We start from the raw sequence: 18,027 nt of genomic DNA on the forward strand, positions 1-18,027 counted from the left end.
GTACCGACATGACCAGCCCGATGACACAAGCCGCCCAGCTCCCCGACGCGATTCAGTGGTCGGAAGGCATGATGCTTTCCCCGCAGCACCTCCAGCAGAACGATCGCTACTGGCACGCCCATTTGCGTCATCGTCTGCAAGCGGTTGCGCCCCACTACTGGGGCGTGTTGAAGCTGCACGTCGACATCGTCAAGGAAGTCTTGATTCTCAGCGAACTCGAGTGCATCTTACCCGACGGCCTGCTCGTGTCGTTCCCGGGCGCGCTGCCGCGCAACCCGCCCGGAAACATGGAGCTCGAGATCGGCTCGGCCTGCAAGAGCGGCGAAGCACCGTTGAAAGTCTGGTGCTGGGTCAATCCGCGCGGCGCCCACGCCGCATGCCAGGACAGCCAGGAGCGACGCTACGACTCGATCTTGGACGAACCGAGCGCCGACGAGAACACGGGCGAGAACGGCCTGGCATTGCCGCGCCTTCAGGTGCGCTTTCACCTTCACCTCGGCGCCAGTACGCCCGCGGTGCACAGCGCCGTTCCGATTCTCGAAGTCGCACGCGGCGAGAACCAACAGCTTCAGATCACGGCGTACCACCCGCCCATGCTGCATATCGCGTCGGCGGAGTGCCTCGGTCCGTCGAATTTGTGGCGGGCTTTGCATGAACTGCACGAGAGCCTGTGGGACAAGCTCGCGCAGCTCGGCGAAAACGGCAAGACGGGCGATCCCGAAGACAACATGGGCAACGAACGCCGCCAGCACCTGACGGCCGCGCGCCATATCAGCGCATGTCTGCCGCCTCTGTCGACCCTGCTGCACGGGCGCACGCACCCGAGCGAGCTGTACCAAGCGCTGGCCCAGATCGTCGGCGCTGTCGCGGCGATCGGCCCCAATCCGTTGCCGTTGTTGATGAAGCCGTATCAGCACGACGATTGCATGCCGCAGTTTCAGCAGGCGATCGATTTCATCCTGGCGCGCATGGATACGGTCGACACGCGCTATGAAACGTTGGCCTTCCTGCGCACCGACCAGCACGACCCGACCTTGCCCGATGCCTGCTTCGAGCGGCGCCTGCCCGCGGGCGCGTCCGACGAGCTGATCGTCGAGCTGGAGCCGCGCGAAGGTCAAACGGCGACGCAGTTGTCCGCGTGGTTGAACGAAGCGGTCGTCGCCGACGCAGCCCTCATGCCGGCGCTGCGCCGCGCCCGCGTTGGCGGCGCTTCCGTTCGTGCATTGCAGGCGCATGAAATCGAGCGCGAAAAGCTGCGTCCGCAAGCCTGCCTATTCTTCGTGAAAAACCAGACGCTCGCGTTGGACGATCACGGCGCGCAGGAGGCATTCCGCGAAAACGAAGTGCTGCAGATCGTGGGCCGCAAGAGCGACGCGCTGCCGGCATCGATCACGCTGTACCGCAGAAAGCAAAAGGCCGGGGCGGCCGCGTCCCCCGCCACGCCGCCCGCGTCGTCTTCGCCGCCGGCCCCGCCGGCGCAGTCCGAGCACGATCATGCGTGAGGCGCCCGAGTGGCTTGAACCGCGCCGGGGCAGCTTCGAACTGGTCGCGCGCTTCGCCGACTTCTACCAAGAGGTCGCCGCCATCAAGCAGGCGCAAGCAGACGGCTGGCTCGGGGCCTATTTGGCGGGCGAGCATGCCCCGCAGCCCAGCACCGGTGCGGAATTCGCCCAGCGCGTAAGCGCACGTCTGCTGGCCGCGCTGCAGCGGCAGGAACGCCGCTGCGCGGACGAACAAGCTTCGGAGGCGGGACAACTGGAACGCAAGGCGCTCTATCTCATGGCTGCGTTGGCCGATGAGATTCTCATTTTCGAACTCGAATGGCCGGGGCGCGATGCGTGGCTTGCCGTACTGCTCGAGCAGCAGATGTTCGGCTCGAGCCACGCCGGCTCGCGATTTTTCGCGATGGCCGAGCAACTCGTGCGCGACGATCTGCGCACGCCGCTGCATGTCGATCTGGCGGCAGTATTCCTGCTGGCGATGGAGCTCGGCTTCAAGGGACGCTACCGCGCCCGCCAGGCCCAGCCTCAGTTGGACAAGATACGCGGCCAGCTGTACCAGCTCGTGTCATCGAGCGCCAGTGGCACGCCGAGCGAAAGCGAGCACGCGTTCGCCCAGGCCTATGCCTACTCGCTCACGGGCCACCGAGACGAGCGGCTCGCCCCCGTTTCCCCTTGGCGCAACCTCGGGCTTTACGGATTGATCGGTTATCTGTTGTTGACGACGGCGGCATGGATCGTATTGATGCACCCGTTCGAACGATATTTGAATAGCTAGCTGGCTCGAGCAGGAGCGCATTTGTGGATGGACTGCAAAATTCGATTGCGTCGCTGAAGGCCCAGACCGGGTGGGCGTTCGATCCTCGTATGGTCGAACTCGCGCTGCTCGCCGTCTCGGCGGTGGTCGCGCTCGCCCTCGTCGCCGGCCTTGCCCGAAAGGTATGGGGCAAGGTCAAGCCGCTCATCAAGGCCCCGTCGGTCCCAGCCCTGTGCGGTTGCGCACCGCCGTCCGAGCCTCGCGTGGCCGGGTGGATCGAGCGCGCCTCGCTCGCGATCGACTATCTCCGCACTCGGCGCGAGTGGCGTTATGCGTCCCCCTGGCTGATGATGGTGGGACAGGCGGGCGCGGGCAAGACGAGCCTGCTGGAGTCGATCGGCCCCCAGCACAGGCAGCCGCTCAGCGAACGCCAACGATCGCTGAGCATCGACGGTTCGACATGGTATGCGCTGGACGAGGCGCTGGTCCTCGATCCGGTAGGGAAACTGTCAGACGCCGCGGCAAGCGCGGCGCTGGACGGCGGTGCGCAGGAAGGACCGGAAGCGCGCGCCTGGCAGAAATTTCTCGATCAACTCGACGCGCTGCGCCCGGAACGCGCGATCGACGGCATCGTGCTCGTCGTGTCCGCCACGACGTTCTTGCAGCGCGATCCCGTGCGATGCATGGCCGCCGCGCAAAACGCCAGACAGCAGCTACGCACGCTCGAGGAGCGGCTTGAATTCGCGCTGCCGGTCTATCTCGTCGTGACCGCTTGCGATCATATCGACGGCTTCAGCGCGTTCTGGCGCTCGCAAAGCACGCCGCGGCGCGACGAAATGGTCGGCTGGTCGGCGCCGAGCCAATCGCCCGAAGGCCCCCCTTCCGAATGGGGCGCGTCGATTTTCGAGGAAATCGGCAGGCAGTTGCGGGCGCTGCAAGTCGAATCCGCCGCGCATTGCGAGCGCATCGCGCCCGGCGATGCGGATCCGCTCTTCCTCTATCCGCATCGATTCGCGCAAATGCAGGCGCCGTTCGAGCAATGGCTGTCCATCGTGTTCCAAGTCTCGGCGTGGGAAACGGCGTTCTTCCTGCGCGGCGTCTACTTCACCGGAATCGTCGCCGAACATGGAGACGAACACGGAGACGAACGCGCGCGCCCGATCGGACCACGACAAGACGTCTCTTTCGTACGCGACTTGATGCTGGAGAAGGTGCTCGCGGAAAGGCGCCTCGCGCGCCCGACACGTGCGGGCGTCTGGTCGCGCAATCTGCTGATTCGCCGCGTCCAATGGCTATGCGTGTTCGTGTTCTCGACGCTCTTGATCGCCTGCGGCGTGCGGATCTACCAACTCGATCGGCAAATCGGGCGCGTGGTGCACGACCTCGAGCGCATGCAGCAATTGCAAGCGCCCGATTCGGGCAGCAACGGCAGCTGTATCGCCCAGGCGCCCGTCTATCAGCTGATCGAACAAGTGGCGCAGATCGATGCCGATGCGCAAAGCTGGCTGCTGCCCGTCTCGCTGTTCGATTCGAGATTGAGCCGTCAAAGCGCCCGACGTGTGGTGGACGACGCATTCAAGAAGGTCATCCTGCCCGGCCTCGCCTGCCAAATGTCGCAACGTGGCTACGAGTTGAGCGCTCAGGCCACCGCGGGCGTGACGGCCGGGCTCGACTATACGCAAGCGCAGAGCCAGTTGAAGAGCTTCATCGCGCTAGTCGACAACTATGAGCAAAACGCTGCCCGCTTTCAACGGCTGCTGGGCAAGACCCCTTACGCCAAGGAGCGCGCGCCCTTGCCCGACTTCATCGAGCTGGTCGCCTATGCCTATCGCGCGCCGCTGCCGGCGTTCGTCCGCACGCGGCCGGGCCTCTTGCCGGCCGCGCTCGAAAGCCTGACGAGTCGGGATTTCGGCGCGGACATCGCCACGCCGCCCCGGCTCAAGCGAAACATCAGCGACCATATCGTCGCCCTAGCCGCGCAGGCCGGGTCACTGATGCAATCCGAACTGCAAGCCGGCCCCCTGCTTCTCGCGCAACTGCAAGCGAAGAAGCTGCCGATTCTCGCGCATGTGCAGCAATTCACGCGATGGCTGACGTGGGTCCGCACGTCATGGCTCGGCTCCAGCGCAACGGCGAACCCGTTGTCGTCGGCCCAGAGCGAACTCGCGGCCAGCCTACGCCCGCTGACGGTCGACTTCGGCTACCCGTCTTACATGCTGGCGCAAGTGAGCGCGCAGTTCGACGCCGCGCACCAGTACCCGCTCGCGATGCAAACGCTGAACGGCATGTCGCTTCCGGGGTACGGGCCGCTCTTCGTCACGCTCAACGGTCAAGTGACGCTGAACCCGGCGGTGCAGAGCGAATTGACCGGCCTGAACGCACTCGGCGGCCTTGGCTACATGGCGATCGATCCGGTTTCCAACTTCACATGCCAAGGCAACCTCGCCAATTGGAGTTCGACTTTAGTCAAGGACGCCAATCAATACGCGCTCGACTATCGGAAGTTCATCGCGCAGCCCACCTTGAAAAACGCACAACCCGACGCGCTCTATCGCAAGCTCGCTTGGTACCAGCTCGAACTGGCGATGAATACGAGCCTGCAATCGGCGCAAGCCGCAGCCAACGTGGCGGCGAACGGTTCGAGTTCGGCAGCGACGAGCGCCGAAGCGCAGCAAAGCGCCGACAGCGGCAACTTCGCCGTCATCGCTCCGTTGCTGATCGCGGTGGAAAAGCAATTTAGCGCCCTGGGCATGAACGGCAGCGCGACACAGTTGACGCAATGCGCGCACCAGTACGCCAACGGCCAGTTGAGCCGCATCGCTTTGCTGGCCGATCAGAGCCAGTTGTACCAGCCGGCCTTCCTGCCCGCATCGTCGGACCCGGACGCCTACTTTTTCGACCTGGGCAGTACGCCCGTCATCACCGACATGCTCGCGCGCCAAGTCAGCCGCGTGCAGATTCTCGTCGGCTATGCGCAGCCGATCCTGAACTACCTGAACCAAGCGGAACCGTCAGCGCCGAATCCCAGCGCCAACACCTCGAACGCGGCCTACTGGAACAATACCGCCAACGAACTGAAGCGCTACGCTCAAGGCAAGGATCCGACCTCGCAGCCGTCCCTACTCGACAATCTTTTCCTGAAGCAGCTGCCGAGCCTGCAAAACGGCACCTGCGCGACCGTGCTCGCGAGCTATCAGTCCGCCCCGCTCGGCAACGATCTTTTCTCGAATCACCGCGAGCAATTGGAACAGAGCGTTCAAATGCGCTGCAAGGGAGAGCGCTATGCGCAAGCTCAGAACGCCTACCAGCCGATCGCCAGCCGCTTCAATCGCGATCTCGCCGGACGCTTCCCGTTCGGCGCGATCGACGCGGACGACGCGAGCCTCGCCGCGGTGTCGAGCTTCTTCAGCGACTACGAAAGCACCCGCGCGACACTCGAGAAGCAGATCGCAAGCCTGACCGATCCTTATTGGAAGAGCGTCCGGCAGTTCCTATCGCAACTCGATCAGGTCGACGCCTTCTTGCACGGGAACGTCGTGCCGAGCAGTACGACGAGCGCCGACGCCAATCCGCTCCTGAATCTGAACGTGAACTTCCGCGCACTGCAAAGCGCGGCGAACGGCAGCAATCAGATCAGTCAGATGAACCTGATGTCCGGCGCGAAGGGCGTGGCCTTTCCGAACGGCGGCAACAGCATGGACTGGCAATATGGACAGCCGCTCGTGCTCGATCTGTCCTGGGCCGATCTTTCGCTGTGGCGCCCAGCCGCCACCGTCGACGTGCCCGATCTGCAAGTGGACGGCAACACGGCGTCGTTCGCCGCCGCCGGCAATTGGGCGCTGCTGCGGATGATCGAACGCCACCGGCCAACGTCCGCGCCGGCGAACGACCCGTCGCGCGCGCTGCTGCAGTTCGATGTCCGCGTGCTCGACTCGCATGGCGCGGGCACGCCCGCCGGCGACACCGCGCACGTGTTCCTGAGCTTGAAGCTATCGAACGCGAATGCGAAGACGCCCACGCCCTTGAGGCTACCCGCGGCGTTCCCGACCGCCGCGCCCCAATGACAGGATGCCAATGAACAATCCGCTCTTTCCGGACGCCGACCGGCATTTTCGGCAATGTTTGGGGGTGGGTCTGGACGCCCTGCTCGCGCCCATCGATCCGTCCGCCCCATGCGGGCAGCCTGCACGCCGATGCCCGAGCTACGCTGCCCTATGCGAGGCGAGGCGCCAGGACGACCCCACCCTGCCGCTGGGCGCGTGGGAGCGCGAACTGAAGCGTGCCGATTGGAGCGCCGTCAGCGTCCTCGCGAGCCACGCGCTTCAGTACGAAAGCAAGGACATGCAGCTGCTGGCATGGTTGTACGAGGCGCAGGTCAAGCAGTACGGCGTTGCGGGCATCGGGCCGACGCTCGTGCTGATCCGCGAAACATGCACGCGCTATTGGGACGATATTCATCCGAGCGCGGCGGACGGCGATGTCGAGCACCGCGCCAACATCGTCGGCTCCATCGCGGAAAAAAACCTGCGCGCGATCCGGCTCGCGCCGCTGATCGGCGTCGAAGGGGCGCGCCCCTACTGCTGGGCGGACTGGGAGCAGGCCTATCGCAACGAACAGCTGAGGCCGGCGCACGGCAAGGCCGAGATCGAACTCGAGGGCGTTAGCCTTCAAGAACTTCAAAGCGCGCTCGGCGCCGCAGCCACAGAAGGATTCATCGACTTGCGGGCCAGCTTGTCGGCGGCCTTGGAGGCGATCGAAGCATTGAGCGCGGCGCTCGACCCGCTGTTCGGCGACCAGGCGCCCAGCATGAGCAATATGGCGCAGTTGCTGGAACAGATGCGCCTGCTCGTCGACGGCGAATTGCATAGGCGCGGAATCGCGCCCCGGGACTCGCCGCCCGAGTCCACGCCCGCGACAGCCGATTCGGCGCGTGTCGTCCACGCCGAAACGATGCCTGAACGCTCGGCGGCCGCCGGCGCGATACGGGACCGCGCCGATGCGTACGCCAGGCTTGCGGAGACCGCCGACTATCTGATGCGTTTGGACCCGCATAGCCCCGTGCCGTACCTCGTGCGTCAGGCGACGATATGGGGCCGCCTGAACACCGCCGAGCTGTATCAAGAGCTGTTCCTCCGGCTCGGAGGACAGATCAACATCTTCGAAGTGCTTGGAATCCAGAGTCCCAATGCCGACAAATAGGCATGCGCATTCAAGCCCGGCAATCAGCTGGCCGTGTTTTCCAGAAAAAGGCGAAAGGCGAAAGGCGAAATGGCGACCACCCACCTCGCGATGCAAGCGCGCGGCTCACCGCGCATCCATGACGGCCCCCGCTGCGAGCCGTGCGCGAGCGTCGGGCTCGATGACGCGTTGAGCCGCTTGACCCATTGCGACTGGCATCCGGCAGCACTCGTGCGCCGCCTGCCCGAGCTCCTTCGACAAGCGCCGACGCTTGCGCCGTCCACCCGCCCGGCTTGGTTGGAGGGCCTCGAGCGGGCTTGGGTGCTGCACCGAGAGGCGCTCGACGTCGACGCGAAGAAGCTGCTGCTGGAATTGGCGGCCTGCTGGTCGTACTGGCCGCTCGTCGTTGCCGTCGGCGATTCCTTCGATGCGGCGGACCGCCTCGACGATCGCGTGTTTCATTGTCTATGCGACGCCTATTGCATGATCGGCGACACCGAGCCGGCCATCGATCTTGCCGTCGCGATGCAGCTTGCATTCCCCGCTCGGCAAAGCTACGCGGCGGCCTACGAGCGCGTGGCGGCTTGGCGCGAGTGGCGCGCGGGTCGGCTGCCGACGGACTCGTGCGCGAGTACCAACGGCGCCGTATCGCTCGAGCCGCTCAGTCATCGACATGCGTCGGACTTCCGCTGGCAGTACTACGACCCTGCAATCGCGCAACTGTGCTGTCTGCCTCGCTTCGAGGATGACCGTGGTTGGCACGCCTGGCTCGACGAGGCATACGCACTCGCGGAGCAGCACCTGTTCGCCGTCATGCACCGACGGTGGGGATTCATCGGCAGCGTGGGCCTGGTTCTGCACGGCGACGTCGGGCTCGTCTATTACTGGGTCGGCCACGACTACCGCGGACGAGGATACGGGCCCGATGCGGCCGCGCAGTTGCTGGCCGCCGCGCATCGTCACGCGGGCATGCGCTGCTGCTACGCCAAAGTCTTCGACTATAACGCGCCGTCTCGGCGGGCCCTGCAAAAGATCGGCTTCGTCGCCACGGGAATTCGCGCGGCCGCGCCCCATCGCGACGAGCTGTTCTACCGCATCGGCCACGACGATGACAGCGCGCGTATCAAGCAGGAACTGCATGCGTTGATGGCGTACTTGGGATCGGAGGTCAATGTCGCGCCGTCGCTGATCGTCGATGGGTACGGCGACGCCACGGCGCACCGTTCCCGCCGCACTGTCTCTCCCTCGTTCCTCAATGGGTGATCGCGATGTCATATTTCTTCAAGAACAATCGGAACCTCATTCTGGCCGGCACCGCGCTCGCTTTCGGCGGGGCCATGCTGCTTGCGCATCGATACCGCTCCGGACAAAAGGCGCAAGACGACAGCACAGGCAGCGCTACCAACCTCAACGCGCCGAGGCCGATCACCGGTCATTGGATCGGCACGGATCCCGTGTTGCCCTCTCACATTCCCACCGGCCTGGATACGTGGCAGCACACCGCGGTCTCGGATTACTTGACCAAGACTCATATGAACATGCAGCACGGCAATATGGAGACGCTGCAAAAGCGCGCCTTCGCGCATCAGATGTGGAGCGGCGCGGAAAACACGATCTTGGATAACACGCGCGAAGCACTGTCGCACTACGACAGCCCGCATTTCCAACTGAGCAGCCACATGGTGCATAACGAGCGCCGCCTGCTTGCCGATCGCGCCGATCACATGCGCGAGAGCATGCAAGACGGGGCCGACAGCGCGTTGTCGAAAGAGGTGACGCGCATGACGACGGAACGCGCGCAAGGCATGGGCCCGGCCTACGACAGCCTCACCGACATGATCGTGCACGGAAAACGTGGCCCACTCACGGTCGACCAGTCGGCATTGGGCGTCGAAGCCACCATCGTGGGGCACCACGTGCTCGACAAGACGCGCAAATATGCGCAAGACAATCCGCGCATGCAAGCGACGCGGCCTACCGATCCGTTGAACAACAAGCCGTCGCATCCGACCACGAGCCGCTACGGCATGGACCTATCGCAAGACCCGGGCACACAGCTGCGGGAAAGCCTGGGTCTGCCCGTCATGACGGGCACCTCGGGGTCCGCGTCGGACGTCGTCCGCTCGTACGACTTCACGACGCAGGCGCTGAGCAAAGCCATGCCGGACGTCGAATTCATGTCCGCCAAAACGCACCGCGACGTACTCCAAGACCTCGCGTTCAACTGGATGAGACGAGGCGTGCCCATGGAAAACGTTAGGACGTTGATCAGCAAACATCAAAGCGAGAATCAATTTCAAAAAATGACCACGCCGCTACCGACGGCGACGCAGACGCACACGTACCCCGAGATCGCGGCCGGGGTCGATCTGACGCTCGACGGCAATACCACGGAAAACCTGCGCGGCAGCACTCACCGGGCCATGGACAAAATGAAACAGCATCTCTGAGGAGCATGTAGCACCCACCCGCCGCGCATCGGTTCGCGCCCGTATTTCCTTTCATGAGAGACCAAGATGTCGAACCCATTCAAGATCACGAACGGCGTCCTTACGGGCAACCGTGGACGCGTCATCGTCGACGAACTCGATATTCCCTCGCCGCACACGCGCGCGTATCAAAAGATGGAAATGGACATCCATGCCATGAGCGACGATCAAGCCGTGCAGTTCGCGCAGGAGTTGAGACAAGACATTCATCACTTCGACGCGAACGACTCGCTGAACGCCGCCCGTAGCGAGGGCCGCTTGGCCTATCGTTCCTGGCCCGCGGGCCCGAACGCGAGCAGTGTGGTCGTCGGTGGCACCGGGTCTTACACCAGCGGGTTTGCGAGCCTCACGACGAGCCGCAACGCCGTCGCCCTGCGCCAAGCTCACCGCGATTTTCAGCTTGGCACAACCCACGACCCATTCACATCGGCGCCTTCCACGGTGCTCGGACGCGACGACACGCATGAGGAAGCGCTCTGGTCGGGCGATGGCCCGGGCATGGTCACGACACTGCTGCCCGAGCATCACTACGTCGCCATGGACGCGTTGAACCGGCGCGCACAGCATGCAACGGCCAGTCCCGCGCTGAGGGATGCGAACGAAACGTTACGCTCTGAAGTCACCCATCCGCATCTGATGGACAACATCGATCTCAGCTCGATGGTCATGACCATGGACGGCAGCACCGAACGGCGCGGTAAGCCGTCCATGAAATCGAGCAAGTGGGGGTCCGACTTCAAGCTGCGCGAAAACGCGACCCGGTATCAATCCTTCATGAACGCTCACGGCGCGGAGCAGACCGAAATCCACAACGAAATGGCGATCAACTACCGCGGAACAGGTCATTCGACGCCTGTCGTGGAAATGAAGAATCAGATGATTCAGCCGACCAAGCGAAAGGAGATCACGGCTTTCGGCAGAGTGATATGGCGAGGCAAGGAGGAGCCCGATCTCGACGCGCCGCAAGTACAAGTGACGCGGCCCGAAAATCCGACCCGGGACACGCATGCGCTCGGCACGGTCTTAGGGCAGCCGCATGCGACCTATCCGGTATTAAAAAAATAGCGAGCGACGCGCTAGGATTCGCGCTTCGGATGCGCCACGACCAGGGTGTGCGCATCGCCCTGCGCGCCGCCGCTATCGCGTGCCGACGAAAGCTGGGGCTCGGCGCCGTTCAGTCGATCCTGAACCTTCCGGGGCAAGCGGTGCGTCAGAATCGTTTGCGTGCGCCGCGGCAATGGCAAGTCGATCGACTCGAGCGGCGGCTGACGCGCGGACGGCCCGGCTCCGCCGGCGTGCTCGATCGTGGCCGCGCGCCGGTCTTCGTCCCCGGGAGCGCGGGTTCCGAGCTCGGGCCTCGTGGCGCCGTTCGGAACGATGAGCTCGACGCGATGCGCGTCCTCGCGCAAACGCAGCGTGGGCGTTTTGAATGACTTGTCTTTTTGCATGGCGGACTCGTCGAAGTTCGAATGGCGATCGGCCCCTATACTATGGCCTTTGGCGCTTATGTTGCAAAGCGCTTCTCTCAACACCCGCTTCACTCGACGCGAAACGGTGGACCACACATGGCGCGGATCTATCAAACACCGAGCATGGGCGAGGCGCACGTCAGGGTCAATTTGTCGGACCGTGGCAACGCCGATCTGCTCGTGCATCGCGTCGCGAGCTGGGGCCTCGCACGCGGCGACGCACTCTGGTTCATCACCCGAGACAAACAAAGCGCCGACGTGTGGCTCTACTTCACGAGCCCCGGCATGGCCGAGGTAAAAATCTGTTTCGTCGACAGCATCGGCGAAGCGGGTTGGCAAAGGTCTCATCGGCTTCAAGGCCGCTTCGGCCGCTGAAGATCGCCGCATCGCCACGCTCGGCCCCGCCGCCGACGCGCTCCTTCAGTCGCGATCCCGTGTCGCTCTCCACAATACCCGGTTGCCGATCGGCACGTTCGCAATCGCGCCGCGTTCGAGCAGATACTCGAGGGCCGCCTGCGTGACGTCGATGGACTCCTGCGCACACTGCGCACCGATCCAGAATGCATGCACGCCTTCGACCGTGTCGGCGGCGGCGGGATTACGCTCGAGATAGCGGGCAATATAGGCGGCGACGTGTTCAATCAGCTCGTCGTTCATGATGCGCACCCGCCGTCAAAGAAATGTAAAGCTGTGAGCTTACCTCAATGGCCGACGATCGCTTAGCTCGAGCGGTCGCGCGCGAGTCCGTGCTTGCGGACAAGCTTGCCGAAGGCGCTCCGCTCCTCGCCGGCCAGCCGCGCCGCTTGCGAGAGGTTGCCGTTTGCCTCGACCAAGAGCCGCCGAAGATAGTCCACCTCGAAACTCGCGATGGCCGCGGCGCGTTCGGTCTTGAACGGCCGCGCGCTTGCGAGCGCATCGGCCTGCCCGTCCGTGACCGGCGCCTCCCCCAGCCGCACGAAGCCGTCGTCGGCCAACAAGAATGCCCGATGCACGGCGTTCTCGAGTTCACGCACGTTGCCGGGCCAGCAATGCTCGCGCAGATGCACGAGCGACGCGCTGTGAAAATGCATCTCCTGCTTCGCGTAGCGCGTGCGCAAGCGCTCGAGAAACGCTTCGGCCAGCTCGAGCGCATCGCCGCCTCGTTCCCGCAACGGCGGAATGCGCAGCGTCACGACATCGAGCCGATACAGCAAGTCTCGCCTGAACTGCCGAGCATCGGCCAGAGCGTGAAGATTCGCGTTCGTCGCCACGACGACGCGCACGTTCGCGTGGCGGATCTTGGCGCCGCCGACGCGACGATAGCTCCCATCCTGCAGAAAGCGAAGCAACGCCGCTTGAGCCTTTAGGCTCAATGCGTCGACCTCGTCGAGGAACAGCGTGCCGCCTTCCGCTTCGCCGATGAGCCCGGCGCTCTCGGACTTGGCGTCGGTAAATGCCCCACGCTCGTGCCCGAACAACTCGCTCTCGACCAGGGCCTCGGGCAACGCACCGCAATTCACGGGAACGAACGGCGCCTGCCGACGCACGCCGAGATAGTGGATCGCTCGCACCGCGAGTTCCTTGCCGGTGCCCGTATCCCCGAGCACGGTCACCGGCACGTCGACGCTCGCGATCTTTTCGATCTGCCGCCTGACCGCATCCATCGCGGCGGACGAGCCGATCATGCTATGACGGGCGAACTGATTCATACGCACTCCGAAGCTGGTCTTTGATCCGTGGCGTCGCGCGGCCGGCAGCGTCGCGGCAGATCTGTTTATGGTCAAGCGGTACGGCGGGCCCAATACAACATGCGCAACTCGACGATCGATCGCCGTCGGCCTCGAACGCTCCCCGGAACGGCGCCGTGCGACACGGCGCCCAAGCGTCCTACGCGGACCTAATCCTAATTTCAATCTTCAGATGTGAAAAGACGTATTTGCAAAATACTCGTGAAATAGGTTGGATTGCAAATCCTTACATGCGGATAACTCGCCGAATGCGAACAACGACAGTTCGTGGGATATGGGCGAAAAAGCCCACTTTAGGTCGAAACATACCCAATCAGTGAATTCCCTAATTTCGGCGCGCTCACCCCCGCCGGATAAGCAATTCTCGCATCCGCGGCGCGCGGCATATGGGCAAAAAACGACCCAGCGAAGGAAAGCAAACGAAAACAGCCTCGCATTCAAGGGATTGCGCGCCCTCTTCTCGTATGGCATGCACATTGCTTGAGCCAAGGCGGCGAATGCGCCCGCCTCTCAACCTGGTCATTCTCGAGTGGGTACGGTGAAGGCGATTCGCACTCCAGACGCCAGGGCTTTGCGGGTCTGGGTAAAAAGCGTCTAAATCCATCTTCGAAATCGATTCATGCCGCCGAAATCCGCCAAAAAGCAAGACGATCCCAAAACCGCCGGCAAGAAGACGGCGAGCGGTTCGCAGCAGGATTTTCCCGACGCGAGTTCGGTTCTAGGAAAACGAAATCGCGACGCAGACGTCGCCAGTCGCGGCGGGCAATTGTCCGCATTCAATCACACCGGTCCCATCAAGTCCTCGGTACTTGCAATGGGCCAAGGCAAGAAGACGACCAGTAAGCAATTCAGAGACGATTCGGCCCGCTCGCCGGAATTGCCCACCGATATGGGCCGCGGTCGGCACGAGATTTCGTCGACCTCCAAACGGGACGTGTTGATCGGCAATCCGGTCGCCGTCAACGTCGCTGCGACAGCACGCATTTCCACCGCGCTCGCCCCGCTCGTCAACGCCAGCGGCGAGGTGGTCGGGCACACCGGTGAATTCGCGCCCGAAATGACGTCGGGCCAGTCGGGCGCGCATCAGATCTTTCACAATTTCGGCGCGACCCTCGCGACCCAGACCGACCCCTATGTCGCTAGCGCACTCGCGATCCACACCGCCTTGCAAGGCACCGCGACGCCGGAACAAATCCGCGCCTCGGCCTCGTTGACGGGCGCTAAATGGGTAGGCGGAAGCGCGCCCATGGAGGCGCCCGACACGTCCCGAGGCACTGACGACGGCTACGACAGCGACACCGAGCGAGGCCGTTACGCTCGCCGCGTCGGCGTGGGACGAGAGCATTTGAAGGATTCCCTTTCCGCGATCAGGGCCGCTTCGCAAGAAGCCTTCGACGCGGTCCCTCCACCTAGTCCAAGGCGGTCGCGCGGCGGCAGACCCGACCCGACCGTGCTGGGCCCTCGAGCGACGCTCACGCTGCCCGACGTATCGGCCGATTCGCCCGAAGACGCCGCGGCGAAGCTCACGACGTTTGCGTTCGCAGGCTTTCAAACGCTCAAGCACAAATAGCCGGCGGGCTTTCCTACCGCACGGCGCCGTCGAAAATTTCCGCCGCCGATCGCCCGACGATACGCTCGTAGATTGCGGGATCGGTCGCGCCCTCGAGACCGAACAACAAAACCTGACTGCATGCATTTAGACCCAATGCCTCGCGCAATCCCGTGCCCCCCTCGCCCGACTTCATCAAAACCGCAGCCCCGCCCGCCGCGGTTTCACCGCAAACGATCGGTGTATCGCCATTGCCGTCGGCCAGCAAACGCATGGCATCCTCGGCCCATGCGTCCGGAATCGTGACGAAATCGCTGCCGAGCCAATCGAGAATGGCCCATGCAGCCGGCGATACCTCGCGACACGCGAGGCCCGCCATGATCGTGCGCAGCGACCCGGCCGACGGCGTGGGCTGGCCGTGCAGCGCGCTTTGGTACAAGCAGTCCGCTTCGGCCGGCTCGACGATCACCATCCGGGGCGGCGTCTGCCCGCCGAGTTCCTGGAAAAAGCGCAGGAAAATCGCCGCGGCGATGCTGCCTACCCCGGCTTGGACGACGACATGCGTAATCGCACGCGGGTCGGGCAGTTGTCTCAGTGCTTCGTCCACCAGCACCATGTAGGCATTCATGACCTCGCGAGGGGAGCCGCACGCGTAGTCATCCCACGAGGTGCTCGAAACGAAATGCCAGTCGTTGTGGCGCGCGTCGCCGCGCGAACGCGCGACCGATGCCTCGTACTCGCCCGCCACGCGAACGACGATTGCGCCGAGCGCCTCCATCGCTTCCTTTCGGCCCGCGCTGACGTGCTCGTGGATGTAGATCACGCAGCGGCAGCCGAAGGCCTTCGCGGCATACGCCAGGCCGCGTCCTTGGTTTCCGTCGGTAGCGACCGTGACGGTAATGCGCTCCGTGATCTCGCGGTACCTTCCAGCACGAAGATCATCCGACGTGGGTCGCGTCCCGGTACTGCGCTCGACCGCATCGGCAAGCAGATGGAATACGGCGAACGGTGCGCCAAGCGCTTTGAAACTGCCCATCGCTCGGCCAAAGCGTCGACTCTCGTCCTTGTAGTAGACCTTCGACACTCCGGTGCTCGCCGCGAAACGATCCAGCGAATGCAAAGGTTGCGGCACATACTCCGGCCATCGGTGAATTTCCGCCACCGCCTGCCGCCAGTCACCGAGATTCGCTACGGCGCGCGCGGCCCGCTTCGCTTTGTCGGCCTGGAGCCAAGAAGTGTTCTTACAATGCTTGAATGCGCGGTTCATGCAACGTCCTTTCAAGAAGAAGTCAACCCCACGCGGAGCCCGCGCGAGCTATCTCATCGATCGAAACGAGGTTACGCCGACGAGTGGATTCGACGTGAGCGTTATGCGGCTTTGGAATATCATGCGTCGGAATCGGTATGGGGAACGCGATGCCTATGCCGTCGTTATCCGCGTTGCGTCGCAGCGCAGTAGACGCAGACGTCGGTTGGGGGTGCGATGGAAGCTAAGTGGTTGGAGGACTTTTTATCGCTGGCGGAGACGCGAAGTTTTTCGCGCGCAGCGAGCGATCGGCATTTGACACAGTCCGCGTTGAGTCGTCGAATCGCGGCGCTAGAGACCTGGCTCGACGCGAAGCTCATCGACCGCACGGTGAGCCCGATACGGTTGACCGCGACCGGCATGGTGTTTCGCGGCCAGGCGGCCGAGATCCTTCGTGGAATCTATGCCGCGCGCACGTTGGCGCGCGCACACGAGCTCGTAACCGACGGCGCTCGGGTCGTGCGCCTGTCGGTCGTGCACACCTTGCTCTTTACGTTTCTGCCGCACCGATTGAGGAAGCTCAAGGACGATCGTAGACACCTGAAGACAAAAGTCCAAGCCGTGAACGTCCCTGACGGCATACAGGCCCTGGTCGAGGGCGAAACCGATCTGCTGCTCGCCTACCACCATCCGCAGTTGCCGATCGCCGTCGACACTGACCGATTCCCCTTTTTGACGCTAGGCCACGAACGACTGATTCCGGTTTCGGCTGCCGATGTACACGGCAACCCTTCCTATCGACTTCCAGGCGACGATGAAGAACCGCTGCCATTCATGGCCTATAGCGCGGGAACGTTTCTCGGCAACCTCGTCGAAATGCTGATGCTCAACGCCCACCTCGGATGCTCGCTGCAACGCACATTCGAGGCGCATATGGCGGAAGCGGTAAAAGCCATGGTCGTCGCGGGCAACGGGATCGGATGGCTTCCCGAGAGTTGCATTGCGCGGGAACTGCATGAAAAATCGGTTGCGGTGGCCGGCGGCGATGCATGGGCCACGAACTTGGAAATCCGTCTTTACCGCGCTGCCGACAATCGCAGCGCGGCGGCGAGCGAACTATGGGACTGGATGAGCCGATTCGGCGCTGCTTGAGCGAGCGCGCGCATCGACCATGGGGCTATCGCTCAAACGCCCCGCCGCTCGCTGATCCACTCACTGAAGAGCGCCACCTTCGGCTGATGCGCCACGCAATCCGGATAAACGAAGTAGTAGCGCAAGCCCGTTTCGACGAACGCATCGAACGGCATGACGAGGCGTTTCGCGGCGACGTCTTCCGCCACGAGCATCGAATCGCCGATGGCCACGCCGAAGCCCTGCATCGCGGCGTTGGTCGCCATATCGAGCGTTTCGAAGCTCGGACCCAGGCTCACGTCCACGCTCGTCGCACCGACCCGATCGAGCCACAACTTCCAATCGCGATGATCGCGTGTGGGATGCAGCAGCGTGTGCCGAGCCAGATCCGCCACGCCGTTCAACGGCTTCTCGTCGAGCAGTTGAGGCGTACAAACGGGCGTCAGCCTCTCGTCGAACAGCGGCACGGCATGCACATCGGCGCCGGGCGACGAACCGTAGATGATCGCAGCGTCGAACGGTTCGACTTGGAAATCCACGTCGTGCTGCGACGTCGTCGTGATTTGAACCTGCAGGCTCGGATGCTCGGACTGGAACTGCATGATTTTCGGGAGCATCCAGCGCATGATGCAAGTCGGCACCTTCAGCGCGAGATCGGTGCGCTGGCGCGTGAGGCGAAGCGAGATTTCTTCGATACGCGCGAAGCTCTCTTTGACCGCGGGCAAAAGCAGTTCGCCTTCTGCCGTGAGCGTCAGCCCCTTGGCGTGGCGCTTGAAAAGCGGAAACTGATAGTAATCTTCCAGCGCCAAGATTTGCCGGCTCACCGCGCCTTGCGTCAGGCACAGATGCTCGGCTGCGCGAGTGAAGCTACGGTGGCGGGCAACCGTCTCGAAGATCTGGAGCGCGTTCAATGGGGGAAGGCGTCGCATGGCGATGATAGCGTTGGTGCAATCGAAATGAATTGATGCACCCCGGCCCACAG

At 63.5% G+C, this 18,027-nt stretch carries 15 protein-coding genes; 10 read left to right on the forward strand and 5 right to left on the reverse strand.

Annotated elements, in window-relative coordinates; translation table 11 throughout:
* Positions 1-8 precede the first annotated feature (8 nt).
* The 7 genes from tssK (at position 9) to ACTHNR_RS17850 (ending at position 10,988) form a co-directional block, all read left to right on the forward strand.
* A complete protein-coding gene (gene tssK, locus ACTHNR_RS17820) occupies positions 9-1,502 on the forward strand; it encodes a type VI secretion system baseplate subunit TssK (RefSeq protein ID WP_440548984.1) in 1,494 nt (497 codons plus the stop codon).
* Positions 1,495-2,277 (forward strand): DotU family type IV/VI secretion system protein, encoded by a 783-nt coding sequence (locus tag ACTHNR_RS17825; RefSeq protein WP_440548985.1) that lies wholly within the window; start codon positions 1,495-1,497, stop codon positions 2,275-2,277. Before tssK ends, ACTHNR_RS17825 begins: the two co-directional genes overlap by 8 nt.
* A gap of 23 nt (positions 2,278-2,300) precedes the next feature.
* Positions 2,301-6,320 carry a type VI secretion system protein gene (locus ACTHNR_RS17830; RefSeq protein ID WP_440548986.1) on the forward strand — a complete coding sequence of 1,340 codons (4,020 nt, stop codon included), beginning with the start codon at positions 2,301-2,303 and terminating at the stop codon, positions 6,318-6,320.
* Between the two features lie 10 nt (positions 6,321-6,330).
* Positions 6,331-7,455, forward strand: coding sequence for a type VI secretion system protein TssA (tssA, locus tag ACTHNR_RS17835; protein ID WP_440548987.1), 1,125 nt, complete (start codon positions 6,331-6,333; stop codon positions 7,453-7,455).
* Positions 7,456-7,524: 69 nt separating this feature from the next.
* Positions 7,525-8,697 (forward strand): GNAT family N-acetyltransferase, encoded by a 1,173-nt coding sequence (locus tag ACTHNR_RS17840; protein WP_440548988.1) that lies wholly within the window; start codon positions 7,525-7,527, stop codon positions 8,695-8,697.
* Positions 8,698-8,702: 5 nt separating this feature from the next.
* Positions 8,703-9,884: a hypothetical protein gene (locus ACTHNR_RS17845; RefSeq protein WP_440548989.1), complete on the forward strand. Its 1,182-nt coding sequence runs from the start codon at positions 8,703-8,705 to the stop codon at positions 9,882-9,884.
* Between the two features lie 66 nt (positions 9,885-9,950).
* Entirely contained in the window at positions 9,951-10,988 is a 1,038-nt protein-coding gene (locus ACTHNR_RS17850) for a hypothetical protein (protein WP_440548990.1), read from the forward strand.
* Between the two features lie 11 nt (positions 10,989-10,999).
* Here ACTHNR_RS17850 and ACTHNR_RS17855 read toward each other — a convergent pair whose 3' ends face one another.
* Positions 11,000-11,371: a hypothetical protein gene (locus tag ACTHNR_RS17855; RefSeq protein ID WP_440548991.1), complete on the reverse strand. Its 372-nt coding sequence runs from the start codon at positions 11,369-11,371 to the stop codon at positions 11,000-11,002.
* A gap of 117 nt (positions 11,372-11,488) precedes the next feature.
* Between ACTHNR_RS17855 and ACTHNR_RS17860 the strand changes: the two genes are divergently transcribed.
* On the forward strand, positions 11,489-11,767 hold the full coding sequence (locus tag ACTHNR_RS17860) for a DUF6150 family protein (protein ID WP_440548992.1): 279 nt from the start codon (positions 11,489-11,491) through the stop codon (positions 11,765-11,767).
* A 45-nt stretch (positions 11,768-11,812) separates the two neighbouring features.
* On the opposite strand, the gene ACTHNR_RS17865 is transcribed toward ACTHNR_RS17860, so the two are convergent.
* The gene (locus ACTHNR_RS17865) at positions 11,813-12,049 is read right to left on the reverse strand and encodes a hypothetical protein (protein WP_440549019.1); all 237 of its coding nucleotides are present in this window, start codon (positions 12,047-12,049) and stop codon (positions 11,813-11,815) included.
* Between the two features lie 62 nt (positions 12,050-12,111).
* Positions 12,112-13,080 (reverse strand): sigma 54-interacting transcriptional regulator, encoded by a 969-nt coding sequence (locus tag ACTHNR_RS17870; protein WP_440548993.1) that lies wholly within the window; start codon positions 13,078-13,080, stop codon positions 12,112-12,114.
* Between the two features lie 658 nt (positions 13,081-13,738).
* Here ACTHNR_RS17870 and ACTHNR_RS17875 point away from each other — a divergent pair.
* Entirely contained in the window at positions 13,739-14,689 is a 951-nt protein-coding gene (locus ACTHNR_RS17875) for a hypothetical protein (protein WP_440548994.1), read from the forward strand.
* Positions 14,690-14,702: 13 nt separating this feature from the next.
* On the opposite strand, the gene ACTHNR_RS17880 is transcribed toward ACTHNR_RS17875, so the two are convergent.
* Complete coding sequence (locus tag ACTHNR_RS17880; protein ID WP_440548995.1) at positions 14,703-15,935, reverse strand: diaminopropionate ammonia-lyase; 1,233 nt, start codon at positions 15,933-15,935, stop codon at positions 14,703-14,705.
* A 216-nt stretch (positions 15,936-16,151) separates the two neighbouring features.
* Here ACTHNR_RS17880 and ACTHNR_RS17885 point away from each other — a divergent pair, with 216 nt between their 5' ends.
* Positions 16,152-17,066 (forward strand): LysR substrate-binding domain-containing protein, encoded by a 915-nt coding sequence (locus tag ACTHNR_RS17885; RefSeq protein ID WP_440548996.1) that lies wholly within the window; start codon positions 16,152-16,154, stop codon positions 17,064-17,066.
* Between the two features lie 32 nt (positions 17,067-17,098).
* On the opposite strand, the gene ACTHNR_RS17890 is transcribed toward ACTHNR_RS17885, so the two are convergent.
* Positions 17,099-17,974, reverse strand: coding sequence for a LysR substrate-binding domain-containing protein (locus tag ACTHNR_RS17890; protein WP_440548997.1), 876 nt, complete (start codon positions 17,972-17,974; stop codon positions 17,099-17,101).
* Positions 17,975-18,027 lie beyond the last annotated feature (53 nt).

Origin of the sequence: Trinickia sp. (genome assembly GCF_051954495.1) — a bacterium.
In the GTDB taxonomy this organism is placed as follows: domain Bacteria; phylum Pseudomonadota; class Gammaproteobacteria; order Burkholderiales; family Burkholderiaceae; genus Trinickia.